Raw genomic sequence first — 21,487 nt, 5'->3', positions numbered from 1 at the left:
CTCATGGTGTTCCGCTTTGTTTCTTTGGCGAGAAGAAGCGTACCAGAACCGGCAGTTGGCCTCTTCTCTCCTATGCACCATGGGTGTTGCAGTTATTATCTGAATTCGCGGGCGCCTTACGGCGCCGTTCTTAATATCACTGATTCAACCAACATCACTGCAGCAGGGAGATATCCGCCACTTGCAGGAACAGGTTGCGCAGGTTGTTCAGCAGCGCCAGACGGTTGGCCTTGAGGGCTTCGTCATCGGCCATCACCATCACTTCATTGAAGAAGGTATCGACCGGCTCGCGCAGGGCGGCCAGACGGGTGAGGGCAGCCTGATAGTCACCGGCAGCGAACAGCGGCGCCAGTTCGGCTTGCAGTTCGGCAACCTGGGTGGCCAGCGCCTTCTCGGCGGCATCGACCAGCAGTTCCGGTTTGACGGTTGTGGGCAGTGGAACCTCGACCTTGGCCAGAATGTTGCTCACGCGCTTGTTGGCGGCAGCCAGTGCCAGGGCGGCATCCAGCGTGCGGAAGTGGCTGACGGCCTTGACGCGACGATCGAAGTCGAGCGGACGGGTCGGGCGGCGGGCCAGTACGGCCAGCACCACGTCGGCACCGATGCCTTCGTCCTGATAGGCGGCGCGGAAGCGGCCCAGCATGAAGTCGACCACGTCGGTAACGACGGTTTTGTTGGTCAGCTTGTCGCCGTAGACGCGTACCGCTTCTTCAACCAGTTCAACCAGATCCAGATCCAGCTGCTTCTCGGTCATGATGCGCAGGGCACCGATGGCGGCGCGACGCAGGGCGAACGGGTCCTTGTCACCCTTGGGCAGCATGCCGATGCCGAAGATACCGGCCAGGGTGTCGAACTTGTCGGCCAGCGCGACGGCGCAGGCAACCAGACCGGACGGCAGGGCATCGCCGGCAAAGCGCGGCATGTACTGCTCGTTGAGGGCCACGGCAACCGCTTCGTCTTCGCCATCGTGACGGGCGTAGTGCATCCCCATGACACCCTGGGTGTCGGTGAACTCGCCGACCATGTTGGTCATCAGATCACACTTGGAGAGCAGACCGGCACGGCGGGCCTGAGTCACGACGGCATTATCGCCACCACTGATGCGTTCGGCGATAAAGCCGGCGACGGTCTCGATACGCTCGACCTTGGCCTTGACGGTGCCCAGCTGTTGCTGGAACAGCACGGTTTCAAGGCGCGGCAGGCGGGAGGCCAGGGTCTGCTTGAGGTCGGTCTTGAAGAAGAACTCGGCGTCTGAGAGACGGGGGCGAACCACCTTCTCGTTGCCGCTGATGATCTGGCTCGGGTCTTTGGACTCGATGTTGGTGACGAAGATGAACTTCGGCAGCAGCTTGCCGTTCTTGTCGTAGACCGGGAAGTACTTCTGGTCACCCTTCATGGTGTGCACCAGTGCTTCAGCGGGAACAGCCAGGAACTTCTCTTCGAAGTTCGCGGTCAGCACCACCGGCCACTCGACCAGTGCGGTCACTTCTTCCAGCAGGGCGTCGTCCAGATCGGCTACGCCACCGAAGGCGGCAGCGGCCGCTTCGACGTCAGCCTTGATCTTGGCTTTGCGCGCCATAAAGTCGGCAATCACCATGCCGCGCTCCTGCAGGATTTGCGGGTACTGGCTGGCGTTGTCGATGGTGATCTCGCTCTCGCCCATAAAGCGGTGACCGCGGATGGTGCGGGCAGAGTCGATACCCAGAATGTGGGCGGGCACCAGATCCCCATCCAGCAGCAGGGTCACGGTGAAGACCGGACGCACGAACTGGATGGTCTTGTCGCCCCAGCGCATCATCTTGGGGATCGGCAGCTTGGCCAGTGCTTGGCTAACCAGCTCGCCCAGCAACTCTTTGGCCGGACGGCCTTCGACCTTGGCGGTGTGAACCAGCCACTCGCCCTTGTCGGTGACCAGACGCTCGGCCTGCTCGACAGTGATGCCGTTGCCACGGGCCCAGCCTTCGGCAGCCTTGGTCGGCTTGCCTTCGGCATCGAACGCCTGCGCCACGGCCGGGCCGCGCTTCTCGACGCTCTTGCTCGGCTGTTCGCCGGCCAGCCCGCTTACCTTCAGCGCCAGACGGCGCGGTGAGGCAAACCACTCGACGTCGCCAAAGGCCAGATCGGCCTTGGTCAGTTCGGCTTTGACGTTGTCGGCAAAGGCTTCGGCCAGGGAGCGCAGGGCTTTGGGCGGCAGCTCAGCAGTACCGATCTCTACCAGAAATGTATGTTGTGCCATGTCCGTTCCTTAACCTTGCTTGTTCTCGTTGCTGCCACGTTGGCACATCGGGAAGCCCAGCGCTTCGCGGGAGGCGTAGTATGCCTCTGCCACGGCCTTGGTCAGGGTGCGAATGCGCAGGATGTAGCGCTGACGCTCGGTGACCGAGATGGCCTTGCGGGCATCCAGCAGGTTGAAGGAGTGAGCGGCTTTGAGGATGCGCTCGTAGGCAGGCAGCGGCAGCGGTTTTTCCAGTGCCAGCAGATTCTGGGCTTCCTTCTCGTACTGCTCGAAGCAGTGGAACAGGAACTCCACGTCGGCGTGTTCGAAGTTGTAGGTGGATTGCTCCACTTCGTTCTGGTGGAACACGTCGCCGTAGGTGGTCTTGCCCAGCGGGCCGTCAGACCAGACCAGGTCGTAGACGCTGTCCACGCCCTGGATGTACATGGCCAGACGCTCGAGACCGTAGGTGATCTCGCCGGTGACCGGCTTGCACTCGAGGCCGCCAACCTGCTGGAAGTAGGTGAACTGGGTCACTTCCATGCCGTTCAGCCACACTTCCCAACCCAGACCCCAGGCACCCAGGGTCGGGTTTTCCCAGTTGTCTTCCACGAAGCGGATGTCGTGGATCTCGGGATCCAGACCTAACTCTTTCAGGGAGCCCAGATAGAGTTCCTGAATGTTGTCGGGGGAGGGCTTGATGATCACCTGGAACTGGTAGTAGTGCTGCAGGCGGTTCGGGTTCTCACCGTAGCGGCCGTCAGTCGGACGGCGGGACGGTTGTACGTAGGCGCAGGCGATGGGCTCCGGGCCCAGGGCGCGCAGGCAGGTCATGGGGTGGGAGGTACCGGCACCCACTTCCATATCCAGCGGCTGAATGATGGTACAGCCCTGGCGGGACCAATAGTCCTGCAACTGCAGGATCAGGCCCTGAAAGGTTTTGACATCGAATTTTTGCATAGTGTTTTTCGCGCGAAATGAAATCAGAGCAAGATTTGCTGAATGTGAACCGAGGGAGTATACCGTCTGGCATGGTCGGATAATAGGCGAAATTACAGGGGATTAGTGGGGCTATGTTGTCGCTTGCTCTATGATGTCGCCGACGCAAGCGGCCTGCCGATGGCCGATGAAAAACAGGGGAGAGGAAATGGAACTGCGCTGCGCCTGGGTGACCAGAGACCCGGAATACATCGAATACCATGACAAGCAGTGGGGCAGGCCGGTGTATGACGCCCGCGAGTTGTTTGCCAAGCTCTGCCTCGATGGTCAACAGGCGGGGCTGTCGTGGATCACCATCCTCAAGCGCACCGAGAGCTACCATCGCGCCTATGCGGATTTTGATCCGGTGCGCATCGTGCAGTTCGACGAGCAGGATGTGGAACGGCTGATGCAGGACAGCGGCATCATCCGCAACCGGCTCAAGGTGCAATCGATCATCAAAAATGCCCGCGCCTATCTGGCGCTGGAGGCGGAAGGCATCGACTTCGTCGATTATCTGTGGGGCTTCGTGGGCGGCGCCCCCATCGTCAACCAGCGTCAGGGCAACGGCGACATTCCGGCGACCTCAGCGGAGTCGGATGCCATGTCCAAGGCGCTCAAGAAGCGCGGCTTCACCTTCGTCGGCAGCACCATCTGCTATGCCTTCATGCAGGCGGTGGGCATGGTGAACGATCATCTGGTGACCTGCCCCTGCCACGCCGAGTGCCAGCAAGCAGCGGCGACGTGAAGGGGAAATGCACGAAGAAGGGAGGCTCAAGCCTCCCTTCATTTTTTGCTCTGAATCAGCAGGGCTCAAGGGTGCGGTCGAGCGCCTCGCACACCTCGTCGCTGCTCATCAGCCGCACGAAGGGGCCGGCCAGGGTGGCGTTGTGATGGGCGATGATCTGGGGGGCGGTCAGTTGCGGCGTGTCCATGCAGGTGTGGGCATCGCTCACCAGCACTACGGTGTAGCCGAGATCTGCCGCCGCCCGGCACGTGGTGTCGATGCAGTACTGGGTCTTCATGCCGGTGACGATCAGGGTCTGCACGCCGTCCTCTTTCAGCCAGCCATCGAGACCGGTGCCATGGAAGGCGCTGGGGCGCTGCTTGTCGAACACCCGATCGGCCTCGCCGACGACCAGCTCAGGCGCAAGCTGCCAGAACGGACTGCCGGCGGCGATGGGGCTGCCGGCCGGGCCCGTGTGGCGCACCGCCAGCACAGGGAGAGCGGCACTGCGGGCCGCCTGGCCCAAGCGATTGATGTTGGCCAGGGGCTCGGCCCCGGCATGGGGGGCTTCCGGGCCGTGAAGGAGGCCCACCTGGATGTCGATGATGAGCAGCGCGGGGCGGGAAAGGGACGACATGGTCATGGCTCCGTGAGAAATGTCACCCACTCTGGGGCCATGGGCTCTAATGAGACAACCCCGCATCTGGGGGGCAACCACTCCAGACTCCGGGAGCATGTTCCGTTGCGCCGGGCCAGGGGCCTTTTCGCCCCTTGGTACAGCCGGGATACAGTCACACGGGTTCACCATCGGGAGCGTCATTACGAGGGAGTCCCGTGTCACTGAGCGCCGTTCGCCCTCTCTTCCCCGGCCTGATCGGCTGCACTCTGGGGATGACGTTGCTCGTCAGGGCAAACATGAGGGGAAGCCGGCCCTGTGCAAGAAGGTCCGAGGCTGCACAAACGACGCCCCCGAGGGCCGAGTCTGCGCTACCGGGATCTTGCCCCTCCCCTATCATTGAAAGACGCCGGACCGGTTCAGGTTGTCTGGCGAAGGAGCCATCATGAAGAAGTCCGTATTGGCGCTGCTTGCCGCCACCGCCTTGCTGGCCGCCCTGCCTGCACAGGCCACCAAGCAGGCCCAGGAGCGCCGTGACGCCCGCGATGTGCGTCAGGATACCCGTCAGGAGTCCCGTGACGCGAAACAGGAGTGTCGTGAGGGGCTGGTGGGCAATGCCGACTGCCGCCAGGAGCATCGTGACAACAAGCAGGAGGGGCGAGACAAGGCCCGGGATATCAAATATTGATGCGGGCCCGTCCGAAGAGGGCCTGCACCGGGTAAGTCGCTAGGGGCAGGGGGGCGTGTTGCCCCCCTGCCCATCTTCGCAATGCGCGCGTCACACTCTGGCGCCTCTCTGGGTTAGAATGCGCGGCCATCGGCTAGAGTCGTTCTTTTTCAGAGGTTTTTCATGCATTTCAAGAAACTGGTTCCTGCACTTGCCCTGACCGTCGCCATCACTGGCTGTACCACCAACCCCTATACCGGTGAATCCCAGACCTCCAAGGGCGCCTGGGGCGCGTTGGCGGGTGCGGCGACCGGCGCAGCCGTGGGGGCGCTCTCCTCCAGCAAGGGCGATCGCAAAAAGGGCATCCTGACTGGCGTCGCCGCCGGTGCGGCCCTGGGTGGTGGTATCGGTTACTACATGGATGTGCAGGAGGCCAAGCTGCGTGAGAAGCTGCAAGGCACCGGCGTCAGCGTGACCCGCAACGGTGATCAGCTGATCCTCAACATGCCGAACAACGTCACCTTCGACAGCTCCAGCGCCCAGCTGAAAGCCGCCGGTGCCAACACCCTGTCCGGCGTGGCCCTGGTGGTTGCCGAGTTCGACAAGACCCGTCTGAACGTGGTCGGCCACACCGACAGCACCGGCTCCCGCGAGCTGAACATGAAGCTCTCCCGGGATCGCGCCGATGCCGTCGCCGCCCAGCTGATCGGCCAGGGCGTGTCCGGCAGCCGCATCGCCATCAGTGGTGTGGGCCCGGATCAGCCGGTGGCCAGCAACAGCACCGCCGAAGGCAAGGCCCAGAACCGTCGGGTGACCATCACCCTGACCCCGACCGCCTAAGAGGTCCGGTTCGATGCCATGAAAAAGGCCCCGCCAGCGATGGCGGGGCCTTTCTATTGGCGCCGGTGCGTGCCCTTTGCTCCTTGCCCCCTTCTCCCCTTGCGGGAGAAGGGTCGGGGATGAGGGGATAACCGCCTCTTAGACAGCGGCTGTGAGCTGCGCTTCTACCCTGTAGCCCTCGTGGGCGAGACGGGCCTGCACGCAGGCACGAACGGGGGCTGTGTCTGCATCAGGGGAGCCAGGCATCCCGCTTTGTTTAGACAGCCGCAGTCAGCTGCACTTCCACCCTGTAGCCTTCGTGGGCGAGGCGGGCCTGCACGCAGGTGCGCACGGGGGCTGTGCCGGCCGGGATCCAGGCATCCCACTGCGCGTTGAAGGCGGCGATGTCTTCAATGTCCTTGAGATAGATGTTGGCCATCAGGATCCTGTCGACGCCGGAACCGTTGGCTTCCAGCAGACGCTGCAGGCTTTCCAGCACTTCACGGGTCTGCTGGTGGATGTCGGCGGTCTCGGTGGCGGGCACTTCCACCACGTAGAGGGTGCCGTTGTGGATGACCACATCAGACCAGCGCTGGGTGGTCCCGATACGGGTAATGGTTGTCATGTTTGCTCCGGTACGGGGTTATTGACCCTTGCGGATCAGGTAGCGGTAAGGGGCCTGCTCAGTCTCGCTGGCGACCAAGGTGTGGTCCATGAAGCGGCAGAAGCTGGGAATGTCGCGGGTGGTGGAGGGGTCGTCGGCGCTGACCAGCAGGGTCTCCCCATCCGCCATCAGCCGCACTTTCTTGCGAACCATCATTACGGGTTCGGGGCAACGAAGCCCGATTGCGTCCAGCTCGTGGGTCGCATTGCAGAATACAGTACTCATGAATAATCAACCTTCAGCCGCACCTTCTTGCGCGCCATCGTCACGGGCTCGGGGCAACGAAGCCCGATTGCGTCCAGCTCGTGGGTCGCATTGCAGAATACAGTACTCATGAATAATCAACCTTCAGCCGCACCTTCTTGCGCGCTATCGTCACGGGTTCGGGGCAACGAAGCCCGATTGCGTCCAGCTCGTGGGTCGCATTGCAGAATACAGTACTCATGAATAATCAACCTTCAGCCGCACCTTCTTGCGCGCTATCGTCACGGGTTCGGGGCAACGAAGCCCGATTGCGTCCAACTCGTGCGTTGCGTCGCAGAATAAAGCACTCATCAATAATCAACCTTCAACCAATTCGGCCAGCAATGATACTCACGGCGAAAAAATAATCAAACCACGGGGCGGTTATGCAGCATATGCTACCAAAATGTGAACCAGCTCTACCCAGGCTTCGCTCGATGAGTAATATAAAAATTGAACCATATTCAACAAGGAGGTGTGAATATGCAGGTCTCCTACGGCAGATTGCAAGCCTACGCAGGCATGGGGTTCTTGTCGTTCGCCATGATAGTGCTGGGCAGCCCGATCGGTAATACCGGTACCTGGTTCGGCTCCATGGTGATGATAGGGCTGGGGCTCTGGATCGAGCTCAGTGACTACTACGACGAGGATGAGGACGAGAACGATCCCTCCTGAGAGCCTGGCTCTCGGCACTCAAAGGCGGACGATGTCCGCCTTTGTCATTTCTGCTCCGCGCCGGAACGGGTCGAGCGCATGGCGCGCTCCAGCTGCTGTGCCGTCTGCTCGGGGTTGGCCCTGGCGTCGTTGAAGAAGCTGCTCAGCACATCCATGATCCCCTGGCGCATGTTGGTGGGCACCGCCATCCCCTCCGCCATGCTGGGCAGCAGATTATCCTGTTGCTCGGCGTGGAGGAAGTCCTGATAGGAGCGGATGGCGCAGCGATCGAACTTGCTCATGTCCGGCTTGATGAGTGCCGGGATGGAGCCCTTCACCCGGTTGAACGCTTCCTGAAAGCGCGGTGTCATCAACAGCCTGGCCAGCTCGCCCTGGGCCTGCAACTGGGCGGGATCCCGCTGCTTGAACATGGCGATGGAGTCGAGGTTGTAGCTGAACAGCCCCTGGCTGCCCGGGCTTGGCAGGCACTCGATATCCTCGCCGGGGCGGTAGTTGCCGGCGCTCAGCTCCCCTTTCACCCAGTCCCCCATCACCTGCATGGCGGCGCCGCCGCTCTCCAGCAGGTTGGTGGCCTGGTGCCACTTCAGGCCGGCGTATTTCTCGGGTACATAAGCGCGCAACTGCTGGAAGCGGGTCAGCACCCGCACCATGTCGGGGCCGGTCAGGGTGGCGCTGTCCTGTTCGAGGAAGGCCTTGCGATAGAAGGTCTTGCCCCCTTCGCCGAGGGCCACCGTTTCGAACAGCACCGCGATCTGCCAGGGTTCGTTACCGATGGCGAGGGGGGTGATGCCCTGCTCCTTGAGCTTGTCCGCCACCGCCACGAACTGGGCCCAGTCGGTGGGGGGCTTTAGCCCCTGTCGCTCGAATACCTTGCGGTTGAGCCACAGCCAGTTGACCCGATGGATGCCGGTGGGGACCGCCATCAGGGCGCCGTTCTGGCTGAGGGTATCGCGCACCATGGGGGGCAGCTGAGGGTACCAGCCGAGGTGCTCGGCCATGGGGGTGAGATCGCGCAGAAAGCCCAGGCTGCCCCACTCGTGCAGCTCGAACCCCTTGAGGTGGGCCGCCTCCGGCGGGTTGGCCGCCAGGGCCCGGCTCTTCAGCACCGTCATGGCGCTCTTGCCGCCCCCCCCCTGTACCGCGAAGTCGTTCCACTGGTTGCCCTGTTCGGCCCACTCGGACTTGAGCACTTCCACGGCCCTGGCCTCGCCGCCGGAGGTCCACCAGTGCAATACCTCCACCTGGGAGGCACAAACGGGCAGGGAGAGCAGGGCGATGACAGAAAAAGACAACCACTTCATACATTACTGCCTTGGTAGGGAGAGGGTGGCCTGCAGGCCGCCCTGGGGGCGATTTTCCAGCACCAGGTCGCCGCCGTGGGCGTGGGCTATGTTGCGGGCGATGCCAAGGCCCAGCCCGGTGCCGGCGGCATCGGTGCTGAGGCGGTAGTAGGGCTCGAAGATGCGCTCGAACTGATCGTCCGGCAGACCGGGCCCCTCGTCCATGATGAAGAGGATCAGCATCTCCTCGTCATCCATGATGATGATGCGCACCTTCTGGCCGTACTTGATGCCGTTGTCCACCAGGTTGCCGATGCAGCGCTTGAGGGCCAGCAGCTTGCCGCGATAGGGCCACTTGCAGTGGCCCTCGATGGTGAGCAGATCCTCGTGCAGGTTCATGGCTTCCGCCATCTGCTCCAGCAGGGCGTTGACGTCGATCTGCTCAAGGTTCTCGTGAATGTCCGTCTCTTTGACCGTCTGCAGCGCCCCTTTGACCATCAGCTCCAGCTCGTCCAGGTCCTTGTTGAACTTGGCGATCTGCACCTCGTCGTCCAGCAGTTCGACCCGCAGTCGCAGCCGGGTGATGGGGGTCTTGAGGTCGTGGGAGATGGAGCTGAACAGCCGCTCCCTGTCGTCGATGAAGCGGCGAATGCGCTGCTGCATGATGTTGAAGGCGCGGGTCGCCGCCACGATTTCGGAGGCACCCTCCTCTTTGAGGGACGGCTGGTCGATGTCCTTGCCGAGGTTGACCGCCGCCTTGGCGAGGCGACGCAGGGGGCGGGTCTGCCAGCGCACCAGCATGAAGGTGAAGAAGCAGAGGAAGACCGTCATCAGGGCGATGAAACGCACCTGGTTGCTCGGCATCACGGTGTCATCCAGCGTCATGTAGGGGGCGGGTAGCAGGGCCGCCAGATAGAGCCACTCCCCCGGTTCTATCTCGATCTGGGTCACCAGCACCGGCGGATTGATGGGCTCCAGCGACAGAGTGTAGCGGGCCCAGGAGGAGGGGAGATCCGCCAGTAGGGTGTCGTTGTTGAAGACGTGCAGCTCCTCGGGGCGGGAGAAGTCCACCTTGATCGCCATGGCGTCGGAGAGTTTGCGGCTGAGCACCTCCTGCACCTCTTTGAGCACCAGCGTCTTGCGCTCGCTGTCGGGGATGGCGCTGATGTGGATCTCTTCCTCGTTCAAGGAGACGAAGAAGCGGCTGCCCCCCATGTTGCGCAGCTGGTCCAGCGCGATGTGGCGGTATTGCAGGGGCAGGGACTTGAAGAAGTTGACGGTGGAAGCCGCCGACAGCGCCAGGTTGCGGGTGGTGCTGAGCATGCCCTCCAGCTCCCGCTTCTGGATCTGCTGCATCCAGATGCCGGTGAGGATGGTCTGGGAGAGCAGGATGGCGAGCAGCAACAGCAGCAGCATCCGCGACAGCAGGGAGCGGGGCACCAGGGCCCGCCAGAACTTCTGCCCCGTCATGGCAGCGTGTGTCTCTTGTCGATCAGCATGGGGTGCTTACCTCTGTGCCTTGCCGTTGCCCCGTGATGGGTCTCTCTTCTGCCCGTTCAAGGCCTCGCCGCAGCGTCTGTCTGTTACGGGATCTCGTGGACTTCGGCGATCAGCATGTAGCCGCTGCCGCGAATGGTCTTGATGATGCGCGGGCTCTTGCCGTTGTCACCCAGCTTCTGGCGCAGGCGGCTGATCTGCACATCGATGCCGCGCTCCATGGGCAGGCTCTCGCGACCGCGGGTGGCGTCCGAGATGGTATCCCGGTCCAGCACCACGCCGGGCTGCTGCAGGAACATGCCGAGCAGCAGGGCATCGCTGCCGGAGAGATCCAGCAGGCTGCCATCTTCGTGGGTCAGCTGGTGGCTCAGGGTGTCCAGGGTCCACTCGGCGAAGCGCAGCCGACGGCTCGGTTCCTTCTCTTTCTCCGGCTGGCGGAATTCGGCGCGGCGCAGCAGCGCCTTGATGCGGGCCTGCAGTTCGCGCGGGCTGAACGGCTTGGCGATGTAGTCGTCGGCGCCAAGTTCCAGACCGATCACCCGGTCAGCCTCGTCGGAGGCGGCGGTGAGCATGATGATGGGTACCTGGGAGTCGCGGCGGATCTGCTGGCAGAGGGTAAAGCCGTCGTCGCCGGGCATCATGATGTCCAGAATGATGAGGTCCGGGCTGTGCTGGGCCAGTTGTTGGCGCATCTCGTTCCCTTCAGCCGCGGTCAGTACCTCGAAACCGGCCCGGGTCAGGTACTCGTTGAGCAGCTCGCGGATCTCCCGATCGTCGTCGACGATAAGCAGTTGTTTGCTCGTTGACATATGTATGTGCATCCACCCATTTTTTTGTGCAGATTGAACCTGTCGGGGGAGCAAAAAGCAAGCAAGCCCCCCCTCTAATGTGAAGTTATGGGCAATATAGCCTCAGGATTGGCCCCGATCGCGGGAAAAGAATAAAAAAGGCCGACCCAAACGGGCCGGCCAACACGCAGATTCCGACGGCAGGAGCGCACCCCGTGTGGCGCGTTCCACAGACTCGACAGCAGGGTCGGCAGGCCGACCCGGTATTCGTGATGGGGCCGCTGTGCCGGGAAGCAGGGCCGCCTTCTGTCTGTTGTGGCCGCCCCGAGGCGGCGTCCCTGACCGGCGAGCAGTCAGGGGCGATTCACTTACACCCGTTCGAACACGGTGGCGATGCCCTGACCCAGGCCGATGCACATGGTGGCGACTCCCAGGGTGGCGTCCTTCTCTTCCATCAGGTTGATCAGGGTGGTGGAGATGCGGGCACCGGAGCAGCCGAGCGGGTGACCCAGGGCGATGGCGCCACCGTTGAGGTTCACCTTCTCGTCCACCAGGTCTTGCAGACCCAGATCCTTCACGCAGGGGAGGGACTGGGCGGCAAACGCCTCGTTCAACTCGAACAGATCGATGTCGCCGATGGTCAGACCGGCCCGTTTGAGCGCCTTCTGGGTGGCCGGCACCGGGCCGTAACCCATGATGGCGGCGTCGCAGCCGGCGATGGCCATGGCACGTACCTTGGCGCGAGGCGTGAGGCCGAGGGCCTTGGCGCGATCCGCGCTCATCACCAGCATGGCGGCGGCGCCATCGGACAGGGCCGAGGAGCTGCCGGCGGTAACGGTGCCGTTGACCGGATCAAACACCGGGCGCAGCTGGCTCAGGGTTTCTACCGTGGTCTCCGGGCGGATCACCTCGTCATAGTCGTAGAAGAAGCGGGCGCCGCTGGCGTCATGGCCTTCCAGCCCGACGATCTCCTTGGCAAAACGGCCTTCCACGGTGGCGGCGTGAGCGCGGCGGTGGGAGCGGGCGGCAAACTCGTCCTGCTGCGATCGGCTGATGCCGTGCAGCTTGCCGAGCATCTCGGCGGTCAGCCCCATCATGCCGGAGGCTTTCGCCACCGACTTGGCCATGCCGGGGTGGAAGTCGACGCCGTGGCTCATGGGCACGTGGCCCATGTGTTCGACGCCGCCGATGATGAAGATATCCCCATCACCTACCTGAATGGCGCGGGAGGCATCATGCAGCGCCTGCATGCTGGAGCCGCACAGGCGGTTGACGGTGACTGCCCCCACCTGCTTGGGAATGCCGGCCAGCAGGGCGGCGTTGCGGGCGATGTTGAAGCCCTGCTCCAGGGTCTGCTGCACGCAGCCCCAGTAGATATCCTCGATCTCGTTCGGGTCGAGGTTGGGGTTGCGCAGCAGGATGGATTTCATCAGGTGCGCGGACAAGTCTTCTGCACGCACGTTGCGGAAGGCGCCGCCCTTGGACCGGCCCATCGGGGTCCGGATACAGTCGACAATGACTACGTCTTTCATGAATGGATCTCCTTTCCGCAATCAGTAGAAGGTGTTGCCCTGGGCGGCCATCTCACGCAAGCGGTCGCTGACGCGGTAGAGCGGGCCCAAGTCGGCATACTGGTCGGCCATGGCCACGTAGCGATCCAGACCGATAGTGTCCAGATAGCGGAACACGCCGCCGCGGAAGGGAGGGAAGCCCAGACCGTAGACCAGCGCGATGTCGGCTTCGGCTGGCGTGGCGACTATGCCCTCTTCCAGACAGAGCACCACCTCGTTGATCATCGGGATCATCATGCGAGCAATGATGGCGTCCTTGTCAAAGTCCTGCTTCGGCTTGGCGATGGGGGCCAGCAGCTCGTAGCTGGCTGCGTCGGCCACCTTCTTCGGCTTGCCCTTCTTGTCCTGCTCGTAGGCGTAGAAGCCCTTGCCGTTCTTCTGACCGAAGCGGTTCACTTCGTACATCACGTCGATGGCGGTGCGGCCTTCCTTGCTCATGCGTGCCGGGAAACCCTGCGCCATCACGTCACCGGCGTGGTGGCCGGTGTCGATGCCGACCACGTCCAGCAGGTAGGCGGGGCCCATGGGCCAGCCAAACTCCTTCTCCATCACCTTGTCGACGGCGGCGAAGTCGGCGCCATCGGCGACCAGCTTGTTGAAGCCGAAGAAGTAGGGGAACAGCACGCGGTTCACGAAGAAGCCGGGGCAGTCGTTGACCACGACCGGGGACTTGCCCATGGCGGCGGCGTAGGCCACCACGCGGTTGATGGTTTCATCGGAAGTTTGCTCGCCGCGGATGATCTCCACCAGCGGCATGCGGTGCACCGGGTTGAAGAAGTGCATGCCGCAGAAATTCTCGGGGCGCTTCAGTCCCTTGGCCAGCAGGGAGATGGGGATGGTGGAGGTGTTGCTGGCGAGCACGGCGTCTTCGCCGATGATCCCTTCCACTTCGCCCAGCACGGCGGCCTTCACTTTCGGGTTCTCGACCACAGCTTCGACCACCACGTCCACATGCTTGACGTTGTCATAGCTGAGGGTCGGCGTGATGGCGGAGAGCACCTGGCCCATCTTGATGCCGTCGATGCGGCCGCGCTCGAGCTGGCCGTTGAGCAGCTTGGTGGCCTCATTCATGCCAAGTGCCAGCGCCTTCTCGTTGATGTCCTTCATCACCGCCGGGATGCCCTTGCTGGCAGACTGGTAGGCGATGCCGCCCCCCATGATGCCGGCACCCAGCACGGCGGCATGGCCGGTGGCCTTGTTTGCCTGCTTGGCGGCCTTCTTGGCCAGCGCCTTGATGTGCTGATCGTTGAGGAAGATACCGACCAGCGCCTTGGCCACGTCGGTTTTCGCCAGTTTGATGAAGGTGGCGGCCTCGGCGGCCAGCGCCTCGTCACGGCCCATGCCGGCGGCGGCTTCCACCGTCTTCACGGCGGCCATGGGGGCCGGATAGTGTTTGCCCGCCACGGCGGCAACCATGCCGGCGGCGGTGGTGAAGCTCATCATGGCTTCCAGTTTGGAGAGGCGCAGCGGGGCCTTCTTGGCGGCGCGGCGGCCCTGCCAGTCCAGCTTGCCGTTGACCGCGTCCTTGATCATCTGCACGGCGGCGCTGTGCAGCGCGTCGGGGGCGACCACGGCGTCGATGGCGCCCACCTTGAGGGCGTCATCGGCACGGTAATCCTTGCCGGTGGTGATCCACTCCAGCGCGTTGTCGGCACCGATCACCCGCGGCAGACGGACAGTGCCGCCAAAGCCCGGCATGATGCCGAGCTTGGTCTCGGGCAGGCCGATTTTGGCGCTGGTGTCGGCCAGACGGAAGTCAGTGGAGAGGATGGTCTCGCAGCCGCCGCCCAGAGCATGGCCCTTGATGGCGGAGAGGGTGGGCACCGGCAGATCTTCGATGGCGCTGAAGATGTCGTTGGCCTTCTTCAGCCAGCCGAGCAGATCTTCCTGCGGCAGATCGAACAGTTCCAGGAATTCGGTGATGTCGGCGCCGACGATGAAAGCGTCTTTGCCGGAGGTGAGGATCAGACCCTTCAAATCGGCTTGTTGCTGTAATGCGGCGATCGCTTCGCTCAGGGAGAGCAGGGTAGCGCGATCCAGCTTGTTGACTGAACCCGGGGCATCAAACCTCAGTTCGGCAATGCCGTCTTCGAGGTAGCTGACCGTCAGGGTTTCGCCTTGGTAGATCATGAGAGTGTCTCCTTGTTCCCACTCTGTGGGGAATGGTGCTCCTTTATCCCCAGCAGGGGGCGAGGCTCACTATTGATCCAAAAGGAGACATTTTCAACACCTATTTAAAACATTTGTTTAACAGTTATCGAGTAAAAGCTCTTCATCACAAAACGGGCAAAAAAGAGGCGCCTTGCGGCGCCTCCGATGGAGATGAGCGTGGTATCAGCTAGCCAGTTCCGGCCGGTTGCGATACTGGTTCAAGACCTCGGGATCGGCGAGGGCGTGGGTGTTGTTGACGGGGCGGTTGTGCACCACTTCCCGCACCGCCAGCTCCACTATCTTGCCGGACTTGGTGCGGGGGATGGCATCCACCTGCAGGATGCGGGCAGGAACATGACGGGCGGTGCAGTGTCGCTTGATCTGCTGGCAAATCCGCTCACGCAGCCCGTCGTCCAGCTTGCAACCCGCCTTGAGCTTGACGAACAGCACCACCCGCTCGTCCTGTTTCCATTGCTGGCCGATGACGATGCTCTCTTCCACCTCATCGAGTTGTTCCACATAGCGGTAGATCTCGCTGGTGCCGATGCGCACGCCGCCCGGGTTGAGGGTCGCGTCGGAGCGGCCGTAGAACAGGATGCCGCCGGTCGGGGTCAGCTCGATCCAGTCCCCGTGGCACCAGATGTTGTCGAACCGCTCGAAGTAGGCGGCGTGGTACTTGTCGCCGTTTTCGTCCCCCCAGAAGTAGATGGGCTGGGCCGGGAACGGCTTGGTGCAGACCAGTTCGCCCTTTTCACCCAGCACCGGCTGGCCCGCCTCGTTGAATACCTGCACCGCGAGACCGAGGCCGCGCCCCTGGCTCTCGCCGCGATAGACGGGGCTCAAGGGGTTGCCGATGACGAAGCAGGAGCAGATGTCGGTGCCGCCAGAGATGGAGCTGAGCTGCACATCCTGCTTTATCTGCTGGTAAACGTAGTCAAACCCCTCCGGCGACAGCACGGAGCCGGTGCTGCAGATGAGGCGCAAGGCAGGCAGGTCATGGGTCTTGATGGGGGCATAACCCTGTTTGTGCAGCGCATCGAGATACTTGGCCGAGGTGCCGAACAGGGCGACCTCTTCGTCCCGTGCGAGATCCCATAACACGTTGCCATCCGGGTAGAAGGGGGAACCATCGTAGAGCACCAGGGTGGCGCCGGAGGCGAGGGCGCTCACCAGCCAGTTCCACATCATCCAGCCACAGGTGGTGAAGTAGAAGATGCGCTCCCCCGGCTTGATGTCGCAGTGCAACTGGTGCTCTTTCAGGTGTTGCAGCAGGGTGCCGCCAATGCCGTGCACGATGCACTTGGGTGTGCCGGTGGTGCCGGAGGAGTAGAGGATGTAGAGCGGGTCGTTGAAGGCCATGGTCTCGAAGGCGAGCTGGGCATCATGCTGGCTTGCCAGCAATTGCTGCCAGTTGTGACCAAGCAGCAGCGGGTTGCCGAGCAGGGGGATCATCACCGTCTGCTCTATGCTGTCGAGCTGACCGACGACGCTCGCTACTTTGCCCTGAATGTCGATGGCCTTGCCGCCGTAGCGGTAGCCATCCACCGCGAACAGCACCCTGGGACGGGTCTGGCCGAAGCGCTCCACCACGCTGGCCTCGCCAAAATCGGGGCTGGTGGAGGTCCAGATCGCGCCGAGGCTGGTGGTTGCCAGCATGGCCACCACGGTTTCCGGGATATTGGGCAGGTAGGCTGCGACCACATCACCTCGGCCTATGCCCTGGCTGCGAAGCCACTGGGCCAGGCGGGCGACCTGATCTGCCAGCTCATGCCAGCTCAGGGTCCGGCTTGGGCCCCCTTCGATGCGGGAGATGATGGCCGGGCTCTCATCCTGACGGCGCAGCAGGTTCTCGGCGAAGTTGAGCTGGCTGTCGGGGAACCAGCGGGCGCGCTGCATATCCTGGCGGTTCTCCGCCACAATGTTGCCAAGCTCGCCCTTGACACCGCAGTGCTGCCACACCAGGGGCCAGAAGCGGGTGGTCTTCTCCACCGACCATTGATACAGGTCGGCATAGCTGCGCAGTTGCAGACCATGGAAGTGATTGACCTCGGCCATGAACTGGTGGAGGTTGGAGTGCTGCATCCTGTCCTGATCCGGTGTCCACAGACAAAGGTTTTGCATGAGTCGTTCCTGACGGCTGATATCTACTGTCTGTGGGCAGTGTATTGAATTGTTCTTTGTTTGTTAATTGTCTGTTTTATCTTCATAACAAAAAGCCTGTAACCTATGCGTTACCTCACGAAGCGAAAGCTGGGTGGCTCGAGCCTTGATTCGCTTGATGTTATGCTGAAGTCACATTCGCCCGGAGCAGGACGCCATGAGCAGTTACAGCCAACTTTTTGCCCAGCATCTCGACACCCTTCAGCAGCGTACCCGCGACATCCTGCAACAACAGGGTCTTGGCGGTCTCGCTATCCACTCCGGCCAGACTCATCGTATCTTCCTCGATGATCAGGATTATCCCTTCAAGGTGAATCCCCAGTTCAAGGCCTGGCTGCCGGTGCTGGACAACCCTCACTGCTGGTTGCTGGTGGATGGTGTGAGCAAGCCGGTGCTGCTGTTCTACCGGCCGGTGGACTTCTGGCACAAGGTGGCGGAGTTGCCCAACGCCTTCTGGGTCGACTTCTTCGACATTCGCTTCCTGACTCGCCCGGAGCAGGTTGCCGATCACCTGCCGGCCAACAAGCAGGAGTGGGCCTATCTGGGCGGCCATCTGGAAGTGGCCGAGCTGCTGGGACTGGGCCAGCCCAATCCGGAGGCGGTCCTCAACTACCTGCACTACCAACGTGCCTACAAGACGCCCTATGAGCTGGAATGTCTTCGCGATGCCAACCGCATCGGCGTGCGCGGCCACATCGCGGCCAAGGACTCCTTCATGGCGGGGGCGAGCGAGTTCGAGATCAACCTGGCCTACATGAAGGCGGTCGGACAGGGGGCCAATGAGGCGCCCTACGGCAACATTGTTGCCATCAACCGCAATGCGGCCATCCTGCACTACACCCATCTCTCCACCCAGCGGGTGCCCGATGCGGAGCGTTACTCCTTCCTCATCGATGCCGGAGTGGACGTGCACGGTTATGCCTCCGACATTACCCGAACCTGGGCCTGGCGCCGCGGTGAGTTCGCCGATCTGATTGCTGCGCTGGATGCACAGCAACAGGAGATCATCGACGAGATCAAGCCGGGCCGCCGCTACAGCGAGCTGCACCTGCAGATGCACCACAGGCTGGCGCGCCTGCTGCAAGCCACCGAACTGGTAGACATGTCGGTGGACGAGATGATCCACACCGGGGTGACCAATGTCTTCTTCCCCCACGGTCTCGGCCACTTCCTCGGCCTGCAGGTACACGATGTCGGCGGCTTCATGCAGGATGAGCGTGGCACCCACCTGGCGGCCCCCGAGCAGTTCCCTTATCTGCGCTGCACCCGGGTGATGGAAGTGGGTCAGGTCTTCACCATAGAACCGGGTCTCTACTTCATCGACAGCCTGCTGGAGCCGCTGCGCCAGGGTGAGCAGGGCAAGCGGGTCAACTGGAACAAGGTGGAGGCGCTGCGTCCCTATGGTGGCATTCGCATCGAGGACAACGTGGTGCTGCATGCCAACGGGGTGGAGAACCTGACCAGACAAGCAGGGCTCTGATGGCGACGGATTACCCCATACCGGCAGCCCCACTGGAGGTGAGCGAAGAGATCAAGAAGAGCCGCTTCATTACCTACATCGCCCACACTCCGACCGTCGAGGCCGCCAAGGCCTGGATAGACGAGATCAAACAGCAACACCCGGGAGCCCGGCATCACTGCTGGGCTTTTGTCGCCGGCGCCCCGCAAGACAGCCAGGTTTATGGTTTCAGTGATGATGGCGAACCCTCGGGCACGGCGGGCAAACCCATGCTGGCCCAGTTGATGGGGGCCGGTCTGGGTGAAGTCGCCGCCGTGGTGGTGCGCTATTACGGTGGCGTGCTGCTGGGGACCGGTGGCCTGGTCAAGGCCTATGGCGGTGGTGTGGGGGCAGCACTCAAGCAACTTGAAACCTGTATCAAGCGTCAGCTGACCTCTTCCGTGATCCAGTGTGACTACACCGACATGGGGGCCGTGGAGTCCCTCATCTCTGCCCATCAAGGGCAGTTGCTGGTGGCCGATTATGGTGCCAGCGTCACCCTTCAGGTAGCGTGGGAGTCTGCGCTCTGGGCCCGTATCGCACAGGAATTGACCGACCGGACCCAGGGTCGGGTATCCCTTCGTCCCTTAGATGGCTAGAATCCATCGCTCTTTTAGTCTGAAGAGGGAGCCGGAATGCAGATTCTGAGCATCATTCGTATCGTCGGTCTGCTGGTTGCCCTGTTCAGCTCGACCATGCTGCTGCCCGCGATGGTCGCTTTTGGGTATCGTGATGGCGGTGGTACCGAGTTCGTCAACTCCTTCGTCATAGCCCTCCTGCTCGGCCTCCTGCTCTGGTTTCCCAACCGCCATCAGAAAAAGGAACTCAGGTCCAAGGAAGGCTTCCTCATCGTGGTGCTGTTCTGGGTGGTGCTGGGGAGCGTGGGTGCCGTCCCCTTCATCATCAGCGACGTGCCGAACATGTCGGTCTCGGAGGCATTTTTCGAGTCGTTTTCCGGCCTGACAACCACGGGCGCAACGGTGCTGACCGGGCTGGACAATCTGCCCAAGGCGTTTCTCTTCTACCGCCAGCTGCTGCAATGGCTCGGTGGCATGGGGATCATCGTGCTGGCGGTGGCCGTGCTGCCGCTGCTCGGCATTGGGGGCATGCAGCTCTATCGCGCCGAGATCCCGGGGCCCGTCAAGGACAACAAGGTGACCCCGCGCATCGCCGAGACGGCCAAGGCGCTCTGGTTCATCTATCTGTTGCTGACCTCCCTCTGCGCTCTCGCGTACTGGATGGCGGGAATGACGTTGTTCGATGCCATCTGCCACTCCTTCTCCACCTTGTCGGTTGGGGGGTTCTCGACCCACGACGCCAGCATCGGTTTCTTCGACAGCCCGGCCATCAACCTGATCACAGTGGTGTTCCTGTTGCTGGCGAGCGTCAACTTCGCGCTGCACTTCATGGTGTTTGCCCACAAGCCGGTGCGCGTGAGCAGTTATCTGCGTGACTCCGAGCTCAAGGTGTTTCTGAGCATCCAGTGCGTGCTGGTGCTGATCTGTTTCGTCTCTCTGCTGTTCCACGGCCACTACGATACCTGGCAGGATGCGCTCAACCATGGCCTGTTCCAGGCGGTGTCTCTGGGCACGACCACGGGGTACAGCACCACCAGCTATGCGGATTGGCCCTCCTTCCTGCCCATGCTGTTGATGTTCTCTGCCTTCATCGGCTGTTGTGCCGGCAGTACCGGGGGGGGCATCAAGGTGATGCGTTTCATGATCCTGTTCCTGCAGGGGATGCGTGAACTCAAACGGTTGGTGCATCCGCGGGCCATCTACACCTTGAAGCTGGGACGCCGCGCCGTACCGGAGCGGATCGTGGAAGCGGTCTGGGGCTACTTTGCCACCTACATCATCCTGTTCTTCATCTTCATGCTGTTGCTGCTGATGACGGGGCTGAACGAAGTGACGGCCTTCTCCGCCGTGGCTGCGGCATTCACCAATGTGGGGCCGGGTCTGGGGGAGGTGTCGGCCAACTTCGGCAATATCTCGGCCACTGCCCAGTGGATATTGATCGTGGCCATGTTGTTTGGTCGATTGGAAATCTTCACACTTCTGGTACTGTTTACTCCTGCATTCTGGCGTAGTTGAGGTTGGTATGGACAAAATTTTGGTGCTTTATTCTTCCCGGGACGGGCAAACGCGGAAAATCGTGGATGTCATGCTGGAGGAAATATCAGGATGCGAAGTGGTGATGCACGACCTGCACACCCTGCCCATGTGCAACCTCAGCAAGTATGCCAAGGTGTTGATTGGCGCTTCCATTCGTTATGGTAACTTCCACCCCAGCCTGCTCAGCTTCATACACGCACATCATGAACAGTTGGAAGTAGCCAATGCGGCGTTCTTCTGTGTGAACCTGACGGCACGCAAGCCCGAGAAGCAGACGCCGCAGACAAACGCCTACATGAAGAAGTTTCTGCGCCTCTCTCCCTGGAAGCCCAAAACTCTGGGGGTGTTTGCCGGGGCATTGCAGTACTCCCGTTACAACTGGTGGCAGACCCGTATCATTCAGTTGATCATGAAGATTACCGGGGGCAGCACGGATACCAGCAAGGATCTGGAATTCACCGACTGGGACAAGGTGCGCGGCTTTGCCCGTGAGTTTTGGTCAAAAAAGTAACAGCGACGTCATTCAAAGCGGCCAGAGCCCTGCGTAAGCAGGGCTTTTTGTTTGATAAGTAGGCGTTCGAGCCACAAAACGGTAAAAAGGACTATTTTTCGCAAAATAGCCCTTGTCATCCCGGCGCGGCTCCCTATAATGCGCCCCTACCAGCACGGCGGACTACGCCAACCTGATGAGCCAGCTTTCTTGCGAAGTGGGCGCCGAAAGAAAAGCGAAAACAACCGCTTGACTTTCGAAGTGAGGAGCGTAAGATGCGCCTCCTCAACGCGATAAGCGTGACGCTCTTTAACAATTTGAATCAAGCAATCTG

Annotated in this window: 19 protein-coding genes and 1 pseudogene; 8 read left to right on the top strand and 12 right to left on the bottom strand. The window is 61.8% G+C overall.

What is annotated here, in order from left to right; all coding sequences use genetic code 11:
* Nucleotides 1-154 precede the first annotated feature (154 nt).
* Together glyS and glyQ are read right to left on the bottom strand one after the other, a co-directional pair.
* Nucleotides 155-2,236 (bottom strand): glycine--tRNA ligase subunit beta, encoded by a 2,082-nt coding sequence (gene glyS, locus PG883_RS18565; RefSeq protein WP_270807592.1) that lies wholly within the window; start codon nucleotides 2,234-2,236, stop codon nucleotides 155-157.
* Between the two features lie 9 nt (nucleotides 2,237-2,245).
* The gene (gene glyQ, locus PG883_RS18560) at nucleotides 2,246-3,175 is read right to left on the bottom strand and encodes a glycine--tRNA ligase subunit alpha (protein ID WP_270807590.1); all 930 of its coding nucleotides are present in this window, start codon (nucleotides 3,173-3,175) and stop codon (nucleotides 2,246-2,248) included.
* A gap of 187 nt (nucleotides 3,176-3,362) precedes the next feature.
* Here glyQ and PG883_RS18555 point away from each other — a divergent pair, with 187 nt between their 5' ends.
* Complete coding sequence (locus PG883_RS18555; RefSeq protein WP_201872465.1) at nucleotides 3,363-3,941, top strand: DNA-3-methyladenine glycosylase I; 579 nt, start codon at nucleotides 3,363-3,365, stop codon at nucleotides 3,939-3,941.
* A gap of 55 nt (nucleotides 3,942-3,996) precedes the next feature.
* On the opposite strand, the gene PG883_RS18550 is transcribed toward PG883_RS18555, so the two are convergent.
* Nucleotides 3,997-4,557 carry a cysteine hydrolase family protein gene (locus PG883_RS18550; RefSeq protein ID WP_270807587.1) on the bottom strand — a complete coding sequence of 187 codons (561 nt, stop codon included), beginning with the start codon at nucleotides 4,555-4,557 and terminating at the stop codon, nucleotides 3,997-3,999.
* A gap of 424 nt (nucleotides 4,558-4,981) precedes the next feature.
* On the opposite strand from PG883_RS18550, the gene PG883_RS18545 reads away from it, so the two are divergent.
* Nucleotides 4,982-5,224, top strand: coding sequence for a hypothetical protein (locus PG883_RS18545; RefSeq protein ID WP_041212021.1), 243 nt, complete (start codon nucleotides 4,982-4,984; stop codon nucleotides 5,222-5,224).
* Nucleotides 5,225-5,386: 162 nt separating this feature from the next.
* The gene (locus PG883_RS18540) at nucleotides 5,387-6,043 is read left to right on the top strand and encodes an OmpA family lipoprotein (protein WP_010672405.1); all 657 of its coding nucleotides are present in this window, start codon (nucleotides 5,387-5,389) and stop codon (nucleotides 6,041-6,043) included.
* A 256-nt stretch (nucleotides 6,044-6,299) separates the two neighbouring features.
* Here the strand turns inward: PG883_RS18540 and PG883_RS18535 are convergent, their stop codons facing one another.
* The 3 genes and pseudogenes from PG883_RS18535 to PG883_RS18515 form a co-directional block, all read right to left on the bottom strand.
* Nucleotides 6,300-6,647: a RidA family protein gene (locus PG883_RS18535; protein WP_270807584.1), complete on the bottom strand. Its 348-nt coding sequence runs from the start codon at nucleotides 6,645-6,647 to the stop codon at nucleotides 6,300-6,302.
* An 18-nt stretch (nucleotides 6,648-6,665) separates the two neighbouring features.
* Nucleotides 6,666-6,911 (bottom strand): sulfurtransferase TusA, encoded by a 246-nt coding sequence (gene tusA, locus PG883_RS18530; protein ID WP_010672408.1) that lies wholly within the window; start codon nucleotides 6,909-6,911, stop codon nucleotides 6,666-6,668.
* Nucleotides 6,912-7,145: 234 nt separating this feature from the next.
* A pseudogene (locus PG883_RS18515) lies at nucleotides 7,146-7,241 on the bottom strand (sulfurtransferase TusA); the annotation flags it as partial.
* 171 nt (nucleotides 7,242-7,412) lie between these two features.
* On the opposite strand from PG883_RS18515, the gene PG883_RS18510 reads away from it, so the two are divergent.
* Complete coding sequence (locus PG883_RS18510; RefSeq protein ID WP_010672410.1) at nucleotides 7,413-7,604, top strand: hypothetical protein; 192 nt, start codon at nucleotides 7,413-7,415, stop codon at nucleotides 7,602-7,604.
* Between the two features lie 44 nt (nucleotides 7,605-7,648).
* Here the strand turns inward: PG883_RS18510 and PG883_RS18505 are convergent, their stop codons facing one another.
* The 6 genes from PG883_RS18505 to PG883_RS18480 form a co-directional block, all read right to left on the bottom strand.
* Nucleotides 7,649-8,905, bottom strand: a complete 1,257-nt coding sequence (locus tag PG883_RS18505) for an ABC transporter substrate-binding protein (RefSeq protein WP_202043461.1) — start codon at nucleotides 8,903-8,905, stop codon at nucleotides 7,649-7,651.
* A 3-nt stretch (nucleotides 8,906-8,908) separates the two neighbouring features.
* The gene (locus PG883_RS18500) at nucleotides 8,909-10,354 is read right to left on the bottom strand and encodes an ATP-binding protein (protein WP_010672412.1); all 1,446 of its coding nucleotides are present in this window, start codon (nucleotides 10,352-10,354) and stop codon (nucleotides 8,909-8,911) included.
* 113 nt (nucleotides 10,355-10,467) lie between these two features.
* On the bottom strand, nucleotides 10,468-11,190 hold the full coding sequence (locus PG883_RS18495; protein ID WP_010672413.1) for a response regulator: 723 nt from the start codon (nucleotides 11,188-11,190) through the stop codon (nucleotides 10,468-10,470).
* Between the two features lie 347 nt (nucleotides 11,191-11,537).
* A complete protein-coding gene (gene fadA, locus PG883_RS18490) occupies nucleotides 11,538-12,701 on the bottom strand; it encodes an acetyl-CoA C-acyltransferase FadA (protein WP_221365959.1) in 1,164 nt (387 codons plus the stop codon).
* Nucleotides 12,702-12,722: 21 nt separating this feature from the next.
* Nucleotides 12,723-14,870: a fatty acid oxidation complex subunit alpha FadB gene (gene fadB / locus PG883_RS18485; protein WP_200164159.1), complete on the bottom strand. Its 2,148-nt coding sequence runs from the start codon at nucleotides 14,868-14,870 to the stop codon at nucleotides 12,723-12,725.
* A gap of 204 nt (nucleotides 14,871-15,074) precedes the next feature.
* The gene (locus PG883_RS18480; protein WP_268428397.1) at nucleotides 15,075-17,012 is read right to left on the bottom strand and encodes an acetoacetate--CoA ligase; all 1,938 of its coding nucleotides are present in this window, start codon (nucleotides 17,010-17,012) and stop codon (nucleotides 15,075-15,077) included.
* Between the two features lie 196 nt (nucleotides 17,013-17,208).
* Here PG883_RS18480 and pepQ point away from each other — a divergent pair, with 196 nt between their 5' ends.
* From pepQ to hemG, 4 genes are read left to right on the top strand one after another with little or no spacing between them, the layout of a single operon-like run.
* Nucleotides 17,209-18,531, top strand: a complete 1,323-nt coding sequence (gene pepQ / locus PG883_RS18475; RefSeq protein WP_103858863.1) for a Xaa-Pro dipeptidase — start codon at nucleotides 17,209-17,211, stop codon at nucleotides 18,529-18,531.
* Entirely contained in the window at nucleotides 18,531-19,148 is a 618-nt protein-coding gene (locus PG883_RS18470; protein WP_010672418.1) for a YigZ family protein, read from the top strand. The genes pepQ and PG883_RS18470 overlap by 1 nt, the downstream gene beginning before the upstream one ends.
* 36 nt (nucleotides 19,149-19,184) lie before the next feature.
* Complete coding sequence (locus PG883_RS18465; protein ID WP_042881326.1) at nucleotides 19,185-20,642, top strand: TrkH family potassium uptake protein; 1,458 nt, start codon at nucleotides 19,185-19,187, stop codon at nucleotides 20,640-20,642.
* Nucleotides 20,643-20,649: 7 nt separating this feature from the next.
* Nucleotides 20,650-21,174: a menaquinone-dependent protoporphyrinogen IX dehydrogenase gene (gene hemG, locus PG883_RS18460; protein WP_029313439.1), complete on the top strand. Its 525-nt coding sequence runs from the start codon at nucleotides 20,650-20,652 to the stop codon at nucleotides 21,172-21,174.
* Nucleotides 21,175-21,487 lie beyond the last annotated feature (313 nt).

The sequence above is a fragment of the Aeromonas sp. QDB25 genome, from assembly GCF_027707725.1.
GTDB classification, from domain to species: Bacteria; Pseudomonadota; Gammaproteobacteria; order Enterobacterales; family Aeromonadaceae; genus Aeromonas; species Aeromonas caviae.
This window is presented reverse-complemented; position numbering and strand designations above follow the sequence as displayed.

Coding starts and splice junctions, on each gene's coding strand:
- glyS (WP_270807592.1), bottom strand. CDS start 2,236: ATGGCACAACATACATTTCTGGTAGAGATCGGTACTGCTGAGCTGCCG.
- glyQ (WP_270807590.1), bottom strand. CDS start 3,175: ATGCAAAAATTCGATGTCAAAACCTTTCAGGGCCTGATCCTGCAGTTG.
- PG883_RS18555 (WP_201872465.1), top strand. CDS start 3,363: ATGGAACTGCGCTGCGCCTGGGTGACCAGAGACCCGGAATACATCGAA.
- PG883_RS18550 (WP_270807587.1), bottom strand. CDS start 4,557: ATGTCGTCCCTTTCCCGCCCCGCGCTGCTCATCATCGACATCCAGGTG.
- PG883_RS18545 (WP_041212021.1), top strand. CDS start 4,982: ATGAAGAAGTCCGTATTGGCGCTGCTTGCCGCCACCGCCTTGCTGGCC.
- PG883_RS18540 (WP_010672405.1), top strand. CDS start 5,387: ATGCATTTCAAGAAACTGGTTCCTGCACTTGCCCTGACCGTCGCCATC.
- PG883_RS18535 (WP_270807584.1), bottom strand. CDS start 6,647: ATGACAACCATTACCCGTATCGGGACCACCCAGCGCTGGTCTGATGTG.
- tusA (WP_010672408.1), bottom strand. CDS start 6,911: ATGAGTACTGTATTCTGCAATGCGACCCACGAGCTGGACGCAATCGGG.
- PG883_RS18510 (WP_010672410.1), top strand. CDS start 7,413: ATGCAGGTCTCCTACGGCAGATTGCAAGCCTACGCAGGCATGGGGTTC.
- PG883_RS18505 (WP_202043461.1), bottom strand. CDS start 8,905: ATGAAGTGGTTGTCTTTTTCTGTCATCGCCCTGCTCTCCCTGCCCGTT.
- PG883_RS18500 (WP_010672412.1), bottom strand. CDS start 10,354: ATGACGGGGCAGAAGTTCTGGCGGGCCCTGGTGCCCCGCTCCCTGCTG.
- PG883_RS18495 (WP_010672413.1), bottom strand. CDS start 11,190: ATGTCAACGAGCAAACAACTGCTTATCGTCGACGACGATCGGGAGATC.
- fadA (WP_221365959.1), bottom strand. CDS start 12,701: ATGAAAGACGTAGTCATTGTCGACTGTATCCGGACCCCGATGGGCCGG.
- fadB (WP_200164159.1), bottom strand. CDS start 14,870: ATGATCTACCAAGGCGAAACCCTGACGGTCAGCTACCTCGAAGACGGC.
- PG883_RS18480 (WP_268428397.1), bottom strand. CDS start 17,012: ATGCAAAACCTTTGTCTGTGGACACCGGATCAGGACAGGATGCAGCAC.
- pepQ (WP_103858863.1), top strand. CDS start 17,209: ATGAGCAGTTACAGCCAACTTTTTGCCCAGCATCTCGACACCCTTCAG.
- PG883_RS18470 (WP_010672418.1), top strand. CDS start 18,531: ATGGCGACGGATTACCCCATACCGGCAGCCCCACTGGAGGTGAGCGAA.
- PG883_RS18465 (WP_042881326.1), top strand. CDS start 19,185: ATGCAGATTCTGAGCATCATTCGTATCGTCGGTCTGCTGGTTGCCCTG.
- hemG (WP_029313439.1), top strand. CDS start 20,650: ATGGACAAAATTTTGGTGCTTTATTCTTCCCGGGACGGGCAAACGCGG.